Annotated in this window: 18 protein-coding genes and 1 pseudogene; 9 read left to right on the forward strand and 10 right to left on the reverse strand. The window is 74.3% G+C overall.

What is annotated here, in order from left to right:
* The first annotated feature begins 6 nt into the window (after positions 1-6).
* Together GKE82_RS07000 and GKE82_RS07005 are read left to right on the forward strand one after the other, a co-directional pair.
* On the forward strand, positions 7-276 hold the full coding sequence (locus GKE82_RS07000; protein WP_154732808.1) for a hypothetical protein: 270 nt from the start codon (positions 7-9) through the stop codon (positions 274-276).
* Between the two features lie 241 nt (positions 277-517).
* Positions 518-2,506, forward strand: a complete 1,989-nt coding sequence (locus tag GKE82_RS07005) for an SDR family oxidoreductase (protein WP_154732809.1) — start codon at positions 518-520, stop codon at positions 2,504-2,506.
* On the opposite strand, the gene GKE82_RS07010 is transcribed toward GKE82_RS07005, so the two are convergent.
* The gene (locus GKE82_RS07010) at positions 2,484-3,746 is read right to left on the reverse strand and encodes a hypothetical protein (RefSeq protein ID WP_154732810.1); all 1,263 of its coding nucleotides are present in this window, start codon (positions 3,744-3,746) and stop codon (positions 2,484-2,486) included. The two genes, GKE82_RS07005 and GKE82_RS07010, sit on opposite strands and share 23 nt — an antisense overlap.
* A gap of 54 nt (positions 3,747-3,800) precedes the next feature.
* Between GKE82_RS07010 and GKE82_RS07015 the strand changes: the two genes are divergently transcribed.
* Positions 3,801-4,715, forward strand: coding sequence for a histone deacetylase (locus tag GKE82_RS07015; RefSeq protein ID WP_309233477.1), 915 nt, complete (start codon positions 3,801-3,803; stop codon positions 4,713-4,715).
* A 92-nt stretch (positions 4,716-4,807) separates the two neighbouring features.
* Positions 4,808-6,620, forward strand: a pseudogene (locus GKE82_RS31255) (ABC-F family ATP-binding cassette domain-containing protein).
* Here the strand turns inward: GKE82_RS31255 and GKE82_RS07025 are convergent.
* From GKE82_RS07025 to ilvE, 3 genes are all read right to left on the reverse strand, one after another.
* Positions 6,547-6,861 carry a hypothetical protein gene (locus tag GKE82_RS07025; RefSeq protein ID WP_146175374.1) on the reverse strand — a complete coding sequence of 105 codons (315 nt, stop codon included), beginning with the start codon at positions 6,859-6,861 and terminating at the stop codon, positions 6,547-6,549. The pseudogene GKE82_RS31255 and the gene GKE82_RS07025 overlap by 74 nt on opposite strands.
* Positions 6,861-7,814, reverse strand: coding sequence for an RNA polymerase subunit sigma-70 (locus GKE82_RS07030; RefSeq protein ID WP_154732811.1), 954 nt, complete (start codon positions 7,812-7,814; stop codon positions 6,861-6,863). Before GKE82_RS07030 ends, GKE82_RS07025 begins: the two co-directional genes overlap by 1 nt.
* Positions 7,815-7,881: 67 nt before the next feature.
* Positions 7,882-8,763 (reverse strand): branched-chain-amino-acid transaminase, encoded by an 882-nt coding sequence (ilvE, locus tag GKE82_RS07035; protein WP_154732812.1) that lies wholly within the window; start codon positions 8,761-8,763, stop codon positions 7,882-7,884.
* Between ilvE and GKE82_RS07040 the strand changes: the two genes are divergently transcribed.
* On the forward strand, positions 8,762-9,457 hold the full coding sequence (locus GKE82_RS07040) for a TetR/AcrR family transcriptional regulator (protein ID WP_154732813.1): 696 nt from the start codon (positions 8,762-8,764) through the stop codon (positions 9,455-9,457). The two genes, ilvE and GKE82_RS07040, sit on opposite strands and share 2 nt — an antisense overlap.
* 40 nt (positions 9,458-9,497) lie before the next feature.
* Here GKE82_RS07040 and ppk1 read toward each other — a convergent pair whose 3' ends face one another.
* The 4 genes from ppk1 to GKE82_RS07060 are packed head-to-tail and all read right to left on the reverse strand — an operon-like array spanning position 9,498 to position 14,126.
* Positions 9,498-11,663 carry a polyphosphate kinase 1 gene (gene ppk1 / locus GKE82_RS07045; protein WP_154732814.1) on the reverse strand — a complete coding sequence of 722 codons (2,166 nt, stop codon included), beginning with the start codon at positions 11,661-11,663 and terminating at the stop codon, positions 9,498-9,500.
* A 1-nt stretch (position 11,664) separates the two neighbouring features.
* Positions 11,665-12,279 carry a CHAD domain-containing protein gene (locus tag GKE82_RS07050; protein WP_154732815.1) on the reverse strand — a complete coding sequence of 205 codons (615 nt, stop codon included), beginning with the start codon at positions 12,277-12,279 and terminating at the stop codon, positions 11,665-11,667.
* Positions 12,276-13,196 (reverse strand): CHAD domain-containing protein, encoded by a 921-nt coding sequence (locus tag GKE82_RS07055; protein ID WP_154732816.1) that lies wholly within the window; start codon positions 13,194-13,196, stop codon positions 12,276-12,278. The genes GKE82_RS07050 and GKE82_RS07055 overlap by 4 nt, the downstream gene beginning before the upstream one ends.
* A gap of 9 nt (positions 13,197-13,205) precedes the next feature.
* A complete protein-coding gene (locus tag GKE82_RS07060) occupies positions 13,206-14,126 on the reverse strand; it encodes a hypothetical protein (protein ID WP_196189095.1) in 921 nt (306 codons plus the stop codon).
* 22 nt (positions 14,127-14,148) lie between these two features.
* Here GKE82_RS07060 and GKE82_RS07065 point away from each other — a divergent pair, with 22 nt between their 5' ends.
* Together GKE82_RS07065 and GKE82_RS07070 are read left to right on the forward strand one after the other, a co-directional pair.
* Entirely contained in the window at positions 14,149-15,042 is an 894-nt protein-coding gene (locus GKE82_RS07065; RefSeq protein ID WP_107569374.1) for an ABC transporter ATP-binding protein, read from the forward strand.
* The gene (locus GKE82_RS07070; RefSeq protein ID WP_107569372.1) at positions 15,035-15,784 is read left to right on the forward strand and encodes an ABC transporter permease; all 750 of its coding nucleotides are present in this window, start codon (positions 15,035-15,037) and stop codon (positions 15,782-15,784) included. The genes GKE82_RS07065 and GKE82_RS07070 overlap by 8 nt, the downstream gene beginning before the upstream one ends.
* A gap of 39 nt (positions 15,785-15,823) precedes the next feature.
* On the opposite strand, the gene GKE82_RS07075 is transcribed toward GKE82_RS07070, so the two are convergent.
* Positions 15,824-16,369, reverse strand: a complete 546-nt coding sequence (locus GKE82_RS07075; RefSeq protein WP_107569370.1) for a hypothetical protein — start codon at positions 16,367-16,369, stop codon at positions 15,824-15,826.
* Between the two features lie 38 nt (positions 16,370-16,407).
* On the reverse strand, positions 16,408-17,001 hold the full coding sequence (locus GKE82_RS07080; RefSeq protein ID WP_309233479.1) for a GNAT family N-acetyltransferase: 594 nt from the start codon (positions 16,999-17,001) through the stop codon (positions 16,408-16,410).
* A 24-nt stretch (positions 17,002-17,025) separates the two neighbouring features.
* Here GKE82_RS07080 and GKE82_RS07085 point away from each other — a divergent pair, with 24 nt between their 5' ends.
* Positions 17,026-17,754 (forward strand): metallophosphoesterase, encoded by a 729-nt coding sequence (locus GKE82_RS07085; protein ID WP_154732818.1) that lies wholly within the window; start codon positions 17,026-17,028, stop codon positions 17,752-17,754.
* Positions 17,755-17,785: 31 nt separating this feature from the next.
* Entirely contained in the window at positions 17,786-18,418 is a 633-nt protein-coding gene (locus GKE82_RS07090; protein ID WP_107569364.1) for a hypothetical protein, read from the forward strand.
* Positions 18,419-18,453 lie beyond the last annotated feature (35 nt).

Genomic DNA, 18,453 nt, shown 5'->3' on the forward strand with positions numbered 1-18,453 from the left:
CGGGCCATGACCGCGTTCGCCCGCATCGCCCTCACCACCTGCGTCACCTTCGCGCTGCTCGCCCCGTCCGCCTTCGCGCAGGCGTCCGGCGAGGGGCTCTACGGCGAGACCAACGACCGGGTCGTCACGAACTTCGGGTTCATCCTGATCGCGTTCTTCCCGCTGTTCATCCTCACGATGTCGCTCATCCAGTGGAAGCTGGAGAAGCGCAAGGACGAGAAGAAGGCGGCGGCCAAGAGCCGCGCCAACGACGAGATCTGGAAGGGCGGCTGGTAGACCGGCCCCCGGGCGCGCCCGGCGTGCCCGTCCCCCAGCAGGTTCTTCACATGGCCTCGCGGATCCTCCGCGAGGCTTTGTCGTGCGGCTCGTCGACCCGGCCGCCGCTGCAGTCTCCGCGCCCCGCCTGAAGCCCCTCCCTCCGGCTTGCGGGGCGCGTCGCGTCGAGGCCCCGGCGGGACCACCGGCGTTCCGGATAGGGTCGCCCGAGTTCGTCGGTTCCGCGGGAGAGAGAGGCTGTATGTCGTACGTCGTGACGGGCGCGACCGGGTTCATCGGTCGGCACCTGGTGGCCGAGCTGCTGGCCAACCGCAAGGGGGACGTCCACGTCCTCGTGCGCAGCGGGTCGAAGAAGAAGCTCGCCGCGCTGATGGAGGGCTGGGGTCCGCAGGCGGCCAAGCGCGTCAAGCCGGTCGTGGGCGATCTGGCGAAGCCGCGCCTGGGCGTGTCGAAGAAGTGGATCGCCGAGCACCAGGGGAAGGTCGGGCACGTCTTCCACCTCGCCGCCATCTACGACATGACCGCCGACGACGCGACGAACGAGCTGCTGAACACGGGCGGCACGCGGCACGCCGTGGAGTTCGCCAACGCGGTCGGCGCCGGGATCTTCCACCACACCTCCAGCGTCGCCGCGGCCGGCGCGCACCGCGGCCTGTTCCGCGAGGACATGTTCGACGAAGGGCAGAAGCTCCCGTCCGCCTACCACCGCACGAAGTTCGAGAGCGAGAAGATCGCCCGGACCGAGACGGAGATCCCGTTCCGGGTCTACCGGCCCGCCGTCGTCGTCGGCCACTCGCAGACCGGCGAGATGGACAAGATCGACGGCCCGTACTACTTCTTCAAGCTGATCCAGAAGCTCCGCGACGCGATGCCGCCGTGGCTGCCCCTGGTCGGCCCGGAGCTCGGGCACACGAACATCGTGCCGGTCGACTTCGTCGCGAAGGCGATGGACCACATCGCCCACCAGAAGGGCCTCGACGGCCAGGCGTTCCACCTGACGGCGCCGAAGTCGATCCGCTCCGGCGAGGTGCTGAACATCTTCGCGCGCACTGCGCACGCCCCGCAGTTCGCGATCCGCGTCGACAAGAAGCTCACCGACGCGCTGCCCAAGGGCACGATCTCGATGCTGCTGAAGCTCCCGGCCCTCAAGGGCATCCGCGACGGCATCCTCAAGGACGTCGGGATCCCGCCGGAGGTCGTCGAGCACGTCGGCTTCAGCTGCCAGTTCGACACGCGCGACACCGAGCGGGCGCTGAAGGGCTCCGGGATCGCCGTGCCGCCGCTGGAGGACTACGCGGACGTGCTGTGGCAGTACTACGAGCGCCACCTCGACCCCGAGCTGTTCAAGGACCGCTCCTTCGAGGCCGCGGTCCGGGGGAAGATCGTGATGATCACCGGCGCCTCGTCGGGGATCGGCGAGGAGGCCGCGCGCAAGTTCGCGGCCGCGGGCGCGATCCCGCTGCTCGTCGCGCGGTCGCTCGACAAGCTCGAGGCGCTGCGCGACGACCTCGTGCGGGCCGGCGGCACCGCCCACGTCTACAGCGCGGACCTGACGAGCCTCGACTCGATCGAGGACCTCGCGCAGCGCGCGCTGGCCGACCACGGCCGCGTCGACATCCTCGTCAACAACGCGGGCCGGTCGATCCGCCGCTCGATCAACCTCTCGCACGACCGCTTCCACGACTTCGAGCGGACGATGCAGCTGAACTACTTCGGCGCGATCAAGCTCGTCATGTGCCTGCTGCCGTCGATGCAGAAGAACCGCTTCGGCCAGGTCATCAACGTCAGCTCGATCGGCGTGCAGACCTCTCCCCCGCGCTTCAGCGCGTACATCGCGTCGAAGAGCGCGCTGGACGGGTGGACGCGCGTGGTGTCCTCCGAGGTCATCGGCGACAACGTGCACTTCACGACGATCCACATGCCGCTCGTGCGGACGCCGATGATCGCCCCGACGAAGATGTACGACTCGTTCCCGACGATCAGCCCGTCGGAGGCGGCGGACATGATCTGCGAGGCGGCGCGCTCCCGGCCCAAGCAGATCAACACGAAGCTCGGGACGGCGGGCGAGGTCCTCTACGCGCTCGCCCCGAAGGTCTCCGACCAGATCCTCCACATGGCCTACAAGGTCTTCCCCGACTCGGCGGCCGCGCGCGGCGAGAAGGACGAGAGCGAGAAGGCGAGCATCGAGCAGGTCGCGATGGCGACGGTCATGAAGGGCGTCCACTGGTGAGCCGCAGGGTGCGCTCGCGCACCCACGGCACGTAGCCGTCCGGCCGGGCGTCGATCCGTAGACGGGTCACCGCCCGGCCGACCGTCAGCGTCAGCCGCCGCGTCCCGGGCGCGACCCGGCGGACGACGCGGCGCGTCCCGGCCAGCACCCGGATCTCGCCGGGTGCCTGCGCGGCGAGCGTCACGGTCACGCGGTCCCGCGTGCGGCGGGCGGTGGCCCCGGTGAGGACGCGGCCGCGGCCGTCGAGGTCCGCGCAGTCGGGGCGCAGGAAGCAGCGCAGCGGCGGGATCTCCCGGGTCGGCGTGCCGCTGCGGGTGAGGATCGCCGGCGCGACGAGCGCGAACGCGGCGAGGTCGACGCCGTCGAAGAACAGCTTCCCGCAGGCGCTGCGGTCCGCGCGCGCGACGACCGCCGGTCCCGGGTGCCCGAGCGCGTCGGTGGTCAGCGCGAACGCGGCCGCGTCACCCGCCATGAGGATGTGGTCCTGGCCGGTGGGCATGCGCCGTCCCGGGCACAGGTCCTGGATCTGCACCGAGGTCATGCCGGGCTGCTCGTTGGCGGCCGGCTGCGGCGTGACGGTCGCGTCGGCGAGCGTGCCGATCGCGGTGTAGGAGGGGCCGGGTGGCAGCGCGCGGCGCGCGAGCGCGGTGAGGAGCTCCGAGCCCGTGGCGATCTGGTGGAACGCCGGGACGCAGCCCTCGGGACGCGCGCACTCGGCGGTGATGGCGGTCGAGCCGCGGTCGTAGGCGCCGACCAGGCCGACGAGATCGTCGACCATCGCGGCGAGGTCCGGCCAGATCCGCAGTGCGAACACGGGCTGGAACGCGCCCTGGCTCTGCCCGATGATCGACAGGCGGCGCCCGCCGGCGCGGCGGTGCACCTCGCGGATCGCGGTCGCGACGTACTCGGCGCTGCGCTGCACGTCGACGTAGCCGAAGCCGGGCATCGTGACCGTGCAGACGGCGTGGCCGCGGCGCAGCAGCACGGGCTGGTGGTTGCTCGGCCAGTTCTCCTGCGCGGTCACGCCGGTGCCGTGCACGAGCAGGACGGGCGTCGCGACCGAGGTCGCCGGGTCCCCCAGGCAGCTGATCGCGGCCAGGCGCTGCGGCAGCGGCTCGGTCATCACCGGGCCGGGCTCGGCGGACGCGGCGGCGGGCGCCGCGGCGAGGGCGAGCAGCGCGACGAGCGCGGCCCGGCGGGCGGGACGCCGGCGCGGAAGAGCCTGAACGATCGTGTTCATCAGGGCGCGCATGCTCGCACAGGGCCGGGGTCCGGTGCTTGCCATGATGGGTGGGTGCTGCGGGTGTGGACCCACGCCGATCACCCGTTCCCGCTCCCGGAGCGTCACCGCTACCCGCTGGCGAAGTACGCGCTGCTGCGCGACGCGGTGCTGGCGCACGGCCTCGCGACGCGCGCGGACACCCCCGCGGAGATCTCCTGGGAGGCGCTGCTGCGCGTGCACGACCGGGCGTTCCTTGAGCGGATGCGCACCGGCGCGCTGGACCGCCGCGAGTCGCGCGTGCTCGGGCTGCCGTGGTCGCCGGAGCTCGTCGAGCGCGCCCGGCGCGGGACGCGCGGCACGCTGCGCGCGGCCCGCGACGCGCTGGACGGCCAGACGATCGGCGTCATGCTCGGCGGCGGCACGCACCACGCGGGCCGCGCGAGCGCGCGGGGCTACTGCCTGTTCAACGACCTCGCGGTGACGACGACCGAGCTGCGTCGCGAGGGGCGCCTGCGGCGCGTCCTCGTCGTCGACTGCGACGTGCACCAGGGCGACGGCACCGCCGAGCTGCTCACCCCCGACCCGGAGGCGTACACGCTCAGCCTCCAGTGCGAGCGCAACTACCCGTTCACGCGGATCCCCAGCGACCTCGACGTCGAGCTGCCGACCGGGACCGGCGACGACCTCTACCTCAGCTCGCTGGAGCGGGCGCTGGCGATCGCGGTGCGCGAGTCGCGCCCCGAGATCGTCCTCTACCTCGCCGGCGCCGACCCGTGGGAGGGCGACGGCCTCGGGCGCCTGTCGCTCACCAAGGCCGGGCTGCTCGCGCGCGACGAGCTCGTCCTCGACGCGGCGCTGGCCGCCGGGGTCCCGGTCGTCGTCACGCTCGCCGGCGGCTACCCGCCCGACGTGCACGACGGCGTGGAGATCAACCTCGCCACCGTCCGTGCGGCGGCGGCACGGGCGCGCCCGCTGCCCTCGCCGTAGCCCGGTGGACCACAGCTCGCGGCGCCCGCGAGCTGGTGTCCACCGGCGCCGGCGGGCGGCCGGTGGCGCCGGACCGGCAAGATGCAGCGGGCATGCCGCCGCCCGCCCGCAACCTCGTCAACCTCAAGGACGTCCGCAAGGGCTACGGCTCGCGGACCGTGCTCGACGGCGTCACGCTCGGCGTCGCCGAGGGCGAGCGGATCGGGATCGTCGGGCGCAACGGCGACGGCAAGTCGACGCTGCTGAAGCTGCTCGCCGGGATCGAGGAGCCGGACGCCGGCCAGCTCACCCGCACCGGCGGGGTCAGCACGAGCGTGATCGCCCAGGCCGACGAGCTCGACGGCACCAAGACGATCCGCGAGGAGCTCGTCGGCGGCCGCGCCGACCACGAGTGGATGGGCGACGCCCGCTTCCGCGACGTGCTCGACGGCCTGCTCGGCGGCGTCGCGATCACCCGGTTCCCGCAGGGCCTCGACACGGTCATCGGCCCGCTCAGCGGCGGCGAGCGCCGGCGCATCGGCCTCGCGAAGCTGCTGCTCGACAGCCCCGACCTGCTGCTGCTCGACGAGCCGACGAACCACCTCGACGTCGAGGGCGTCGACTGGCTGGCCCGGCACCTCGCCTCCCGCCGCGGCACGCTCGTGGTGATCACCCACGACCGCTGGTTCCTCGACGCGGTCTGCACCGCCACCTGGGAGGTCTCCGACGGGGCCGTCCACCAGTACGAGGGCGGCTACGCCGCGTACGTGCTGGCCCGGGCCGAGCGCGACCGGCAGGCCGCCGCCCGCGAGGACCGTCGCCAGCAGCTCATGCGCAAGGAGCTCGCCTGGCTGCGCCGCGGCCCGCCCGCGCGGACGAGCAAGCCGAAGTTCCGCATCGAGGCCGCGAACGCCCTGATCGCCGACGAGCCCCCGGCCCGTGACGGCGTCGAGCTGCTGCGGTTCGCCTCGCAGCGGCTGGGCGACAAGGTCCTGGAGGCGGAGGACGTCTCGCTCGCCTACGGCGACCGCGTCCCTGCTGCGCGGCGCGACCTGGCGGCTCGGGCCGGGCGACCGCGTCGCGCTCGTCGGCGTCAACGGCTCGGGCAAGACGACGCTCGTCAACCTTCTCAGCGGCGCCCTGGAGCCGACCGACGGCCAGGTGATCCGGGGCGCGACCGTCAAGCTCGCGCACCTCTCCCAGGACGCCGTCGAGCTGCCCGGTCATCTCCGCGTGATCGAGGCGCTCGAGGAGGTCCGGGGCCGCACGACGACCGCCGACGGCCAGGAGCTCACCGCTGGGAAGCTCGCCGAGCGGTTCGGCTTCAAGGGCGAGAAGGGCCGCACGCTCGTGCGCGACCTCAGCGGTGGCGAGCGTCGCCGCCTGCAGCTCATGCGCCTGCTGATGGACGAGCCCAACGTGCTGCTGCTGGACGAGCCGACGAACGACCTGGACATCGACACGCTCACGGCGCTCGAGGACCTGCTGGACCGCTGGCCCGGCACGCTCGTCGTGGTCAGCCACGACCGCTACTTCGTCGAGCGGGTCACCGACGACGTCTACGCGCTCGGCACCAACGGCCGCGTCCGTCACCTGCCGGGCGGCATCGACCAGTACGTCGAGCAGCGCCGCCTCGCGGCGGCGGGCGCGAAGGACGTGGCCTCCGCCGCCCGGGCCGGCGCTCCCGCGCAGAAGCCCGGCCTCTCCGGCGGCGAGGCGCGCACGGCGCGCAAGGAGGTCGCCCGGCTCGAGCGCGCGATCGAGAAGCTCGAGACCCGTGAGGCGCAGCTGCACGAGGACATGGCGCAGGCGGCGACGGACTTCGACCGCCTCCGCGGCCTGCAGGAGGAGCTCACCACCCTGACGGCGGAGAAGGAGGAGCTGGAGGCCTCCTGGATGGAGCTCTCCGAGCAGCTCGAGGGGTGATGACCCGCAGCCGCAGCAGCGGGTCGCGGCACACCCCGGCGTGCAGCGCGACGAACGGCAGCCCGCCGAGCCACAGCACCGCGCCGCGCCCGAACCGCCACCGCTCCCCGTCGCGTCCCTCGGCCACGAGCACGCCGCGGACGACGACCACGAGCCCGTCCTCCCAGTCGGCCGGGTCGTAGGGCAGCGGTCGCCCCGGGGGCAGCGACAGCTCGCGCACCGCGAACCGGTCGCGGGCCATCAGAGCGTCTCGGGCAGCCCGAACCAGGGGAAGACGGCGGGCACGAACGTGACGATCTCGGCGACGAGCCCGTCCTCGATGCGCAGCACGTCGATCGCCAGGGCCCGGTGCGTGTCGTCGCCGGGGCGGCGCACGTAGACGGCCACGGCGGGGCAGCCGTTGGCCCGGGTGACGCGGCAGCGGACGTCGCCGAACTCCGCGGAGCCCCAGCCGCCCTGCTCCCAGCACTCCATCATCTGACGGTTGCCGCGGACCAGCAGCGGCTCGGGCGGCATCGACCAGGCGCCGTCCTCGCGGATGAGCGCCACGAGCCCCTCGGTGTCGTGCTCCTCGCTGACGCGGACGTACCGCGCGACGAGCTCGCGCTCGGCGTCGTCGGCCTCTGCGGACCACTGCTCGCGCCGCTCCGGGAGCCGCTCCTGCAGCATGCTGCGCGCACGCTGCAGGGCGCTGTTCGCCGCCGCGACCGTGATCTCGAGCAGCGCGGCGGTGTCCTTCGCCGACCAGCCGAGCACGTCGCGCAGGATCAGCACGGCGCGCGAGCGCGGCGGCAGGTGCTGCACGGCGACGAGGTAGGCGAGCTCGACGGTCTCCTTCGCGAAGACGACCGCCTCGGGCTCGTCGGCCGCGTCCGCCGCGGCGCGCTCGAGCAGCTCGTCGGGGTAGGGCTGCAGCCAGGTGATCTCGGCGGTGCCCTCGGGGCCCGGCGTGCGCGGCCGCCTGGCGAGCGCGTCGAGGCAGACGTTCGTGGCGATGCGGTAGAGCCACGGGCGCAGCGCGTCGACGGGCGTGCCGTCCGGTGCCTCGAGGCGCCGCCAGGCGCGCAGGAACGCCTCCTGGGTGAGGTCCTGCGCGTCCTCGTAGGACCCGGTCATACGGTAGCAATGGACGTGGATCTCGCGGCGGTGGCGCTCCAGCCGCGCGGCGAGGTCCGGCTCGGTCGTGGTGGTCATGCCCGTGTGACCGGGACGGCGGCCGGAACTCATCGCGTGGCGAGCATCGCACGCCACGCCCGCCCGGTCAGCCGCCGCGCACGGAGGCGGCGAAGAGCTCCTGCGCGCGCCGGGTCAGCGGGCCGGGCGCGGCGGGGAACGGGCGGCCGTCGACGCTGCGGATCGCGACGACCTCCGCGCCGGTGCCGGTCATGAACGCCTCGTCGGCGGTCCACACGTCGGCGAGCACGAGGGACGCCTCGATCACCGGGACGCCGGCGGCGTCGAGCAGGCCCACGACGTGGTCGCGGGTGATCCCGCGCAGCGCGCCGTCGGTGGCGGGCGGGGTGCGCGCGACACCGCCGTGCACGACGAAGAGGTTGTCGGCGGTGCACTCGGCGACGCGGCCCTCGGCGTCGAGCAGCAGCGCCTCGTGCGCGCCCTGCCGGCGGGCCTCGATCGAGGCGAGCACGTTGGTGAGGTAGTTCAGCGACTTGACCTGCGGCGGGAGCGCGTCGGAGGCCGCGCGCCGCAGCGAGCTCGTCACGACGTCCACCCCCTGCTCCAGCGCCTGCGCCGGGTAGAGCGCCAGCGGCGCGCCGATCAGGATCAGCGACGGACGCTCGCACGAGGCGGGCGAGACGCCGAGGGCGCCCATCCCGCGGGTGACGACCAGGCGGATGTAGCCGTCCTGCAGTCCGGTGCGCCGGGCGGTCTCGCGGCAGAGCGCGCCCAGCCGCTCGTCGCTCCAGGGGACGTCGAGGACCAGCGCCCGGGCGCTCGCGCGCAGCCGACGGAGGTGCGCGTCGAGCGCGAACGGCTCCGGCCCGTAGAAGCGGATGCCCTCGAAGACGCCGTCGCCGTAGAGGAGCCCGTGGTCCAGGACCCCGATCGTCGCGTCGCGCGCGTCGTCGAACCAGACGCCGTCGACGTGGGCGACCGACCGGCCGGTGTGCGATGCTCGGGACATGGCCGCGCAACTTACTGATCAATCAGGAAGTACGCAATCCGGTCCGCGGCGGCGCCGCGACGCCGATGCGAGCCGCGAGGCGATCCTCGACGCGGCCCGCGACGCCTTCGCCCGCGACGGCTACGACGGTGCCGCGATGGGACGGATCGCCGCCGACGCCGGCGTGTCGTCCGCCCTGCCCGCCTACTTCTTCGGCGACAAGGACGGGCTCTACGAGGCCGTCGTCGCCCGCGAGCTCGACGCGCGCGAGGCGGCGCTGCGCCCGGTCGCCGACCGCGTGCGGGCGCTCGTCGCCGACGCCCACCGGCCGCTGGACGACGCCACCCTGCGCCGCGCGCTGGCGGCGATCGTCGGCGGGTACGTCGGCTTCCTGGCCGAGCGGCCCGCGTTCGTCCGGCTGATGGCCTGGGAGGCGCTCAACGAGGGGCGGCGGATCGGTCCCGCGCGTCCTCCCCACTCCACCGCGGTGCAGGACGCGCTCGACGTCGTCCTCGACGGGCTCGCGGTGCCCTGGCCGCCCGCTGCGCGACGCCAGCTGCTCGTCACCACGGTCGGGCTGTGCTTCTTCCCCGACGCGCACGCCGACACGATGCTCGCCGGGCTCGGCATCGACGCGACCGCGCCGCGCTGGCGCGCCGCGCGCGTGCGGCACGTGGTCGACGTCCTCGCGGCGGTGCTGCGCGACCGCGCCTGACGCGACGCGACGCGGCGCGGCGCCGCTCCGCGCCGGGAGGCTAGGCCGCCGGGCCCTCGGCGGCGCGGGCCTGGTGGCCGAGCATCAGCTCGCGGTGCACCGAGCGCGGCTCGGGGCCCGGGGTGCGGCGCGTCCACGTGCCGTCGGCGTCGAGGTCCCAGGCGTTGCTGTCGTCGGCGAAGCAGCGCTCGAGCGTGTCGGCGAGGTCGTCGCGCAGCACGGGATCGTCGACCGGTGCGACGAGCTCGACGCGCGTGTCGAGGTTGCGCGGCATGAGGTCGGCGGAGCCGATGTAGATCCGCAGCTCCCCCGCGCGCTCGAAGCCGAAGATCCGCGAGTGCTCGAGGAAGCGGCCGACGACCGAGGTCACGTGGACGTTCTCCGACACGCCGGGGATGCCCGGGACCAGGCAGCAGATGCCGCGGATGTTCAGGTCGACCCGCACACCCGCCTGGGAGGCCCGGTAGAGCGCCCGGATGCACTTCTTGTCGACCAGCGAGTTCATCTTCATGACGATCCGGGCGGGCGCGTCGTCGTGGTGCGCGGCGATCGTCGCGTCGATCTCCTCGATGATCCCGTCACGCAGGTGGTTGGGCGCGACCAGCACCCGGCGCGACGCGCGCGGCCGCGCGTAGCCGGTGAGGAAGTTGAACATGTCCGCGACGTCGCCGGCGATCTGCTCGTCGCAGGTGAAGAGGCCGAAGTCGGTGTAGAGCCGCGCGGTCGACGAGTGGTAGTTGCCGGTCCCGACGTGGACGTAGTGGCGCACGCCGTCGCCCTCGCGCCGCACGACGAGCACGCACTTCGCGTGCGTCTTCAGCGACGGGTGGCCGTAGACGACGTGGACGCCCGCCTCCTCGAGCTCGCGCGCCCAGGCGATGTTCGCGCGCTCGTCGAAGCGCGCCTTCAGCTCCACGAGGCAGACCGCCTGCTTGCCGCGCTCGGTCGCGCGGATCAGCGCGGGCACCAGCGGCGAGTCGTCGGAGGTCCGGTACACGGTCTGCTTGATCGCGAGGACGTCCGGGTCGCTGACCGCCTGCTCGACGAACCGCTCGACCGACGAGCTGAACGAGTCGTAGGGGTGGTGGACGAGGATGTCGCCCTGGCGCATCGCGGCGAACAGGTCCGCGCGGTGGCCGTCCTCGCCCTGCAGCCGCGGCTGGGTGACCGGGGACCAGGGGGTGTCGCGCAGCTCGGGGAAGCCGCCGAGCTTCACGATCTGCCAGAGGTCCCCGAGGTCGAGCAGGCCGTCCTGGACGTAGACCTGCCGCTGCTCGACGCCGAGCGCCTCGACGAGCTGCTCGCGCAGCCCGTCGCTCATGGCGCTGTCGATCTCGACGCGCACGACCTCGCCGAAGCGGCGGCGGCGCAGCTCGGCCTCGACCGCCCGCAGGAGGTCGTCGGCCTCGTCGGAGACCTGGAAGTCGGCGTCGCGGGTGACGCGGAAGACGCCGTGGTCGACGATCTCCATGCCGGGGAACAGCGCGTCGAGGTGCGCGGCGATGACCTGCTCGAGCGGCACGAAGACGTGCTCGGCGACCTCGACGAACCGCGGCAGCATCTCCTTGGGCACCTTCACGCGCGCGAAGGTCGAGACGCCGCTGACCGGGTCGCGCACGAGCACGGCGAGGCTGAGCGACAGGTTGGAGATGTACGGGAACGGCCGCCCGAGCCCGACGGCCAGCGGCGTGAGCACCGGGAAGATCTGGCGGCGGTAGCGCTCGGCGAGGTCGCGCCGGTCGTGCTCGTCGACGTCCGCGTGGTCGACGATCCGGATGCCGTGCTGCTCGAGCGCCGGGCGCAGGTCGCGCTCGACGCAGCGGGTCTGGCGCTCGCACAGCTCGACGACGCGCTTGCGGATCGCGTCGACGGTCTCCGACGGCGTCAGGCCGTCCGGGCCGCGGTCGACGAGCCCGGCGTCGATCTGGTCGTGCAGGCCGGCGACGCGCACCATCACGTACTCGTCGAGGTTCGAGCTGAAGATCGCGACGAACTTCACGCGCTCCAGCAGCGGCTGGCCCTCGTCCTCGGCGAGCTGGAGCACCCGGTTGTTGAACTCCAGCCAGGACAGCTCGCGGTTGAAGTACAGCGCGGGCGCGTCGAGGTCGGACGGAACCGCCGGCGCGACGGCCTGCTCGACGGCCGTGGTGTCGACGGCGCGGATCGGCTCCTGGACGGCCTCGGAGGTGCTGGGCGGCTCGTTCATGTCACCCGGACGGTAGGTGCGGCTCCTCCCGCGCCACGTTGCCATCCTGTGAAGACGGTGTGATCGTCGCGGGTCGCTCGCCGAGCGCGAACTCCAGCCGCGGGCGGAACCCCTCGCGCTGCAGCTCGAGCCAGGTGCGCAAGAAGCCCTCGAACAGCAGCTCGCGCCGGGCCTGCAGGTAGGAGCGCATCGCCTCGAGACCCTGGTAGGCCTCGGCGTGCGGGGTCGCGGCGGCGAGCGCGGGCTCGATGTCGTCCTGCCCGGCGGCGCGGGCGCGGATCGCGGCGATGTCGGCGCGGCGTGCCTCGTCCAGCAGCTCCCCGACGCGGGGGATCGTCACGTCGCAGTCGTGGATCTCGCCGATGACGGACTGCAGCTGCTTGGCGCGCTTGGCCGCGTCGGCGGCGTAGGGCCCGAAGTTCCCGTGGTGCAGCTCGAGGATGTACCGCAAGCGCTTGGCCGCGATGCGCATGTCGTGCAGCGCCTCGACCTCCTCGGGGTCCTCGGCGCGGGGCATGAACGCGCAGAGCTCATCGAGGCGGGTGAGGACGATCCGCGCGACGTTGTCGGCGAGCGTGCCGTCGGGATCGAGCCCCGTGACCTTGCGGGCCTTCATCGGGACCTCCGCAGGACGCGCAGCAGCCCGGTCCGCGTCGGCGCGGGCGCGAGGTCGGCCCCCGCGGCCGGGTCGGCGTCCGGCCGCGCCGGAGCGGGCCGGGGCGGGCGCGGCGGTCGGGGAGGCCGCTCCCCGAGCGGGGTGGCGGCGGGACCGGCCTGGGGCTGCGCCGGCAGGTCCCAGAGCGCCGGCCGCCCAGCCGGCGGGTCGGTGGCCGGGGCGTCAGGCACCTCCGCGGAGACGGCCACGGGCTCGGCCGCCGAGACGTCCGACACCTCCGGAGAGGCGTCCGCAGGCCCGGCCGCCGGGACGTCCGGCACCTCCGGAGAGGCGTCCGCAGGCCCGGCCGCCGGGACGTCCGGCACCTCCGCGGAGGCGTCTGCAGGGTCGACGACCGGGACGTCCGGCACCTCCGCGGAGACGTCCTCCACCGCCGGCTCCGGGGTTGTGGCGCTGTCGGCCAGCTCCTGCAGGCGGGCGGGCAGGTCGCTGTGGCGCATCCGCTCGAGCGCGTCGGCGAGCACGCGGTTGCCCTCCTCCTGCTCGGCGCGCAGGCGGTCGGCGAACAGCGCGATCCCGGCCTGCTCGCCTGCGCCAAGCGCGGCGGCGAACTCCTCGATCGACGCGAGCTGCACGTCCGGGTCGCGGCGCGCGCCGAGGGCGTCGGCCAGGTCCTTGACCTCGCGCAGCACGGGCTTGAACAGCTCGGGCGGGAAGCAGGCCCGGTGGATCTCCAGCACGGCACGCAGGCGACGGCTGGCGACGCGCATCGCGTGGACGCGCTGGATCGAGCTCGTGTCGAGGACGCCCTCGCTGTGGTCGATCAGCTCCTGCGCACGGACGCGGACGGTGCGCGCGGCCGCGTCGCCGAAGCGCATGTCCGGGGAGAGGCCCTTGATCGGTCGTGCCTTGGCCACGAGCCCAGGTTACCCGGCGGCCGACCACCCGCCACGCTCGAGCTCCTCGAGCACGACGCCCTCGCGCAGCCCGCCGCGACCGACCTCCAGCGGGCGCCCGCCGAGCGCCCCGGAGGCGGCGCCAAGCAGCACCAGGCCGGCGGGCAGCATCCGCACGCGGTCGGGGTGCAGCGCGAACCGCTCGACGACCGCGTCGACGGGCAGCTCGAGCAGTACGTCGAGGGCGCGGTCGAGGCCCGCGGGGGACAGCGTCTCGCCCGCGAGCAGCCGCAGCGACGTGGCGCTGCCGCCGACCGCGACCGCGCGCGTCACGGCGGGCGGCGTGATCCCGTCGAAGCCCTGCAGGGCGGTGGCGCGCGCCGCGGCGACCGACGCGGGGTCGGGGACCCCGTCGGGCTCGGGGCGCTCGATCGGCAGGACGCTCGACCCCAGCGGCACCGACACCACCCAGTCGACCGTGCCGCCGGGAGTGCCGACGACGATCTCCGTCGAGCCGCCCCCGACGTCGACGACCGCGACCGGGCCGTCCGCGTCGAGCACGACCGCGCCGGGGCACGAACCGGTCGCCCCGAGGAACGCCAGGCGCGCCTCGTCCTCCCCGCTGAGCACCTCGACCTCGACGCCGCTGCGCTCGCGGATCGCGGCGAGCAGCTCGTCGCGGTTCGGCGCGCGGCGGATCGCCGCGGTGGCCACCGCGCGCAGCCGCTGGGCGCCCGCGGCGGACGCGATCGCCTTCTGCGAGGCGACCGTCAGCGCGACCTCGTCGATCTTCTCGCGCGGGATCGTGCCGTCCTCCCGGCAGGCCGCGCCGATGCGCGTGAACGCGCGGACACCGTCGAGATCGCGCAGCGTCGAGCCGTCCGGCTCGGCCACGAGGAGCCGCGTGGTGTTGCTGCCGATGTCGATGCAGGCGCACCGCAAGGACCCCACCTTGACATGATGCGGGGCACTGATGCCGGCCAGCCCCTCGGCAGACATCGCGATCCTCGTCCGCGAACTCCGGCGCGCCTACGGTGCGCACGAGGCCGTCCGCGGCATCGACTTCGACGTCCACCGCGGCGAGGTCTTCGGCCTGCTCGGTCCCAACGGGGCCGGGAAGACCACGACGGTCGAGATCCTGGAGGGGTACCGCACGCGCACGAGCGGGATCGTCTCCGTGCTCGGCCACGACCCCGCGCAGCGGCCGCGCGAGCTGCGCTCCCGCGTCGGGATCGTCCTGCAGTCCACGGGCATGTACCGGCACATCGGGGTCCGCGAGGCGGTCGCGCACTTCGCCAAGCTCTACCCGCGGCCGCGCGACGTCGACGAGGTGCTCGCGCTCGCCGGCCTCGGCGACGTCGGCGAGCAGCGCGTCCGCACGCTCAGCGGCGGCAAGGCCCGGCGCCTGGACTTCGCGCTCGCGCTCGTCGGCGACCCGGAGCTGATCTTCCTCGACGAGCCGACCACGGGCTTCGACCCGGCCGCCCGTCGCGCCGCGTGGGACGTCGTGCGCTCGCTGCAGGACCTCGGCAAGACCGTGCTGCTGACCACGCACTACCTCGACGAGGCGCAGGCGCTGTGCGACCGCGTGGCGATCCTCAAGGAGGGCAGCATCGTCGCGCAGGGTCCGCCCGCGGCGCTCGGCGTCGGCTCCTCCCGCTACCGCGTCACCTGGCGGACGGAGGCGGGCGACCTCGAGACGCGCGAGACCGAGGACCCCACCGCCCTGCTGCACCAGCTCACGAGCGCGGCGCTCGCGCGCGACGAGCCGCTGCGCGAGCTGAGCGTCACCCGGCCGACGCTCGAGGACGTGTACCTGGAGCTGACCGCGGAGACCGCGGCGGAGGAGGTGGGCTCCGGTGGCTGACGCCGTGACGCTCGCCTGGCACCAGTACCGCCTCGAGCGCCGCATGTTCTGGCGCAACCCGTCGGCGGCGTTCTTCAACTTCGCGCTGCCGCTGCTGTTCCTGATGCTGTTCGGCGCGGTCTTCAGCGGCTCGCAGGAGAACCTCGACGTGATCGTGCCCGGCATCGCCGGCATGAGCGTCATGTCGACGACGTTCAGCGCGCTCGCGATGAACCTCACGTTCCTGCGCGAGCAGGGCGTGCTCAAGCGGATGCGCGGCACGCCGCTGCCGTCCGGCGCCTACCTCGCGGGCGTGTTCGCCAACGCGGTGACGAACGCCGTCGTGCAGGTGACGCTCGTCGTGCTCGCGGGCAAGGCGTTCTTCGGCGTCGACTGGCCGAAGGACTACCTCGAGCTCGCCGTGTTCGTGCTCGCCGGGGTCGTGACGCTCGCCGCGCTCGGCGTCGCGTGGTCGCACGTGATCCCGAACTTCGACGCCGCGCCCGCGTACGTGAACATCGTGTTCCTGCCGGTGATCTTCATCTCCGGCGTGTTCTTCGACGCGGAGAACGCCCCGACGTTCCTGCGGGACATCGCGCAGGCGCTGCCGCTGACGCACCTGATCGACGGGCTCTCCGGGGCGATGGTCGACGGATCCGGGCTCGGGGATCACCTCAGCGGCCTGGCCGTCGTGGCGATCTGGGGCGTGGCGGGCATCGCGCTCGCGATCCGCGGCTTCTCCTGGGAGTCCCACCGCCGTTGAGCGGGCCGGGTGGCCTGCGGCGCGCGTTCGCGCAGCTCGTCAGCTGACCGGGGCGGCGCTGGCGACCGGGTGGTCGACGAAGCCGTCGGCGAACAGCTCGATCGACCCGCATCGCGGGCACGCGTACTCGTGGTGCACGACGAGACCCGGGCGGGCCAGGCCGAGGTCCTCGAGCCGCCCGAACTGCTCGGGTCGCTGCACCGCCATGAGGTGTCGCCGTCCGCGGTACTCGCGTGGCTGCGCGCAGCGCGCGCAGGTGACGTCGAGCGTCGCGGCGAGCTGCTCGCGGGCGGCGCGGTGCTCGTCCTTGCGCTGCGCGGCTCCCGCGCTGATCGTGCGGGCGCGCTCGTGGATCGCGCGGGCCTCGGCGAGGTACGCGTCGGCCTCGGAGAGGTCCAGCCGGCGCTCGCGGCGACGACCGTCGAGGTCGACGGTCTCGAGCGTCGCGTGCGTGGCGGACAGCCGGTCGGCGTCCCCGTCGCCGCGCAGGCCGCCGCGCGCGACGCGCCAGCGCAGCACCGCGCTCGCGTCGCCGCCCGGCAGCGGTGCGGTGAGGTCGACCCGGGTCCCCGACGTGTCGCTCATCGCCGCCATCGTAGGGCGACGCCGGGACGGGTCGCCGCTCAGCCGGGGAGGAACGCGGGCGGCAGGTCGCCGTACAGGTCGCACGGGACCTCGCGCAGCGGCGAGGTCTCCCAATCGGCGCGCAGCAGGCCGTAGAAGCGGACGTCCTTCTGCGTGTCGCCGTGGCGGTGCCAGGCGCGCAGCGTGCCCTCGAGCGTGAAGCCGACCTTCTCCAGGGCGCGCTGGGAGCGCTCGTGGCGCACGTCGGCGTACGCGCCGACGCGCGCGAGCCCGAAGCCGGCGAAGGCGAGCGCGAACACGAGCGCCTTGCTCTCCGCGTTCACGCCGCTGCCCCACCACGCGCGGCCGAACCACGTTCCGACCACGGCGCGCCGGTCGCGCAGGCTCCACTCCGACAGGCCGGTGACGCCGATCGGTCCGGCCTCGCGGTGCACCACGAGGAGGTCGAGCTGCTCGCCCGCGTCCTGCCGGGCGCGGGCGCGGCGCACGTAGGCGGCGGGCTCGTCGGCGGAGCGGTACGGGCCCCAGCTGAACCAGCGGGTGACCTCGGGGTCGCTGCCCAGCTCCAGCAGCGCCGGGACGTCCTCGGCGGTCGGAGGACGGAGCGTGAGTGTCGGGCCGCGCACCTCCACCAGCCCGATGGTATTCGTGTGGGCATGACCGCGCCGCTGGCCCTGCTCTACGACCTGCACGGCAACCTGCCCGCGCTGGAGGCGGTGCTCGCCGACGCGAGCGCGCAGGGCGCGGGCTCCTACCTGCTCGGCGGCGACTACGCCGCCTTCGGTGCCTGGCCGGTCGAGACGGTCGCCCGGCTCGACGCGCTGCCCGCCGACGCGACGACGTGGATCCGCGGCAACTGGGACCGCTGGCTCGCCGACGAGCTGGCCGGGACCCCAAGCCGCGACCGGCCGGACAACGAGCTCGTCGGCGGGGCCGCCGCGCACGCGCTCGCCGCGCTGCCCGCGGAGGTCGTGCAGCGGCTCGGCGCGCTCGACGCGCAGGTCGCGCTACCCGACCCGCCGGACGGGATGGCCACGCGCGCGGTGCACGGCAGCGCCGGGTCGGACATGACGTCGTTCCTGCCGACGCACACCGACCACGACGCCCAGAACGCGGCGGGCGTGCAGGAGCCGCGCCTGGTGTTCGGGCACACGCACCTGCAGTTCGAGCGGCCCGGACCGGGCGGCCTGGTGCTGCTGAACCCGGGCAGCGTCGGCATGCCGCTGGACGGTGACGTGCGCGCGGCCTACGCGCTCGTGCACACGGACGGGGTCGAGCTGCGCCGTGTCCCCTACGACCACGAGGCCAGCGCGCAGGCGCTCGACGCCGTCGGGTCGCCGTGGGCGCGCGAGATCGCCGACCGGCTACGCAAGGGCCACGCCTGAGCGGGCCCGCGTCCGGGCCCGTACCCCGGGCATGGAGACCGTTCGCGCCACCGCCTTCGAGGTCGTCGACGAGGAGGGCCGGGTCCGCGCCCGGCTGGGCACCGCGCCCGACGGGGCGTTGTCCCTCGACCTCGCCGACGAGCAGGGACTCGTGCGCGCCACGCTGACGGTCGAGCCGAACGGGTCGAGCGCCCTGAAGCTCGCCGACGGGGCCGGCACGTTCCGGGTCGCGGTCGGGTCCTGGCTGGACGGCTCCAGCGGCCTGGACGTGTTCGACGAGGCCCGCAACCACCGCGTGAGCGTCGGCCACGCCCCGGGCCGTCCGGCGGGCGCGATGGTCTGGGACGCCGCGGGGCACCTGCGCGCCGCGCTCGCCCAGGGTCCCGAGCCCGAGCGGGAGGCGAGCGTCGAGTTCTGGGACCGCGACGGCAGCTACCGCGCCGGCCTCGGCGTCTGGCCGGACGGGGCGACGGGCATCGAGCTGCTGGACGGCGACGGGACGCTGCGCACCCGGGTCGGGCAGCGCGCGGAGGGCCCGGCGACGCTCGAGCTGTACGGGGACGACGGCGCCTACAAGGCGGCGATGGGCGAGTACCCGGACGGCGCCGGCCGGCTGAACCTGTGGGACGCGGACGGCCGGCCGATCAGCGGCCGCGTCGCCTGAGCGGAACGGCGCCGCCCGGTCGAGTACGGTCGCGG

Origin of the sequence: Conexibacter sp. W3-3-2 (assembly GCF_009707605.1) — a bacterium.
Classification (GTDB): Bacteria; Actinomycetota; Thermoleophilia; order Solirubrobacterales; family Solirubrobacteraceae; genus Paraconexibacter; species Paraconexibacter algicola.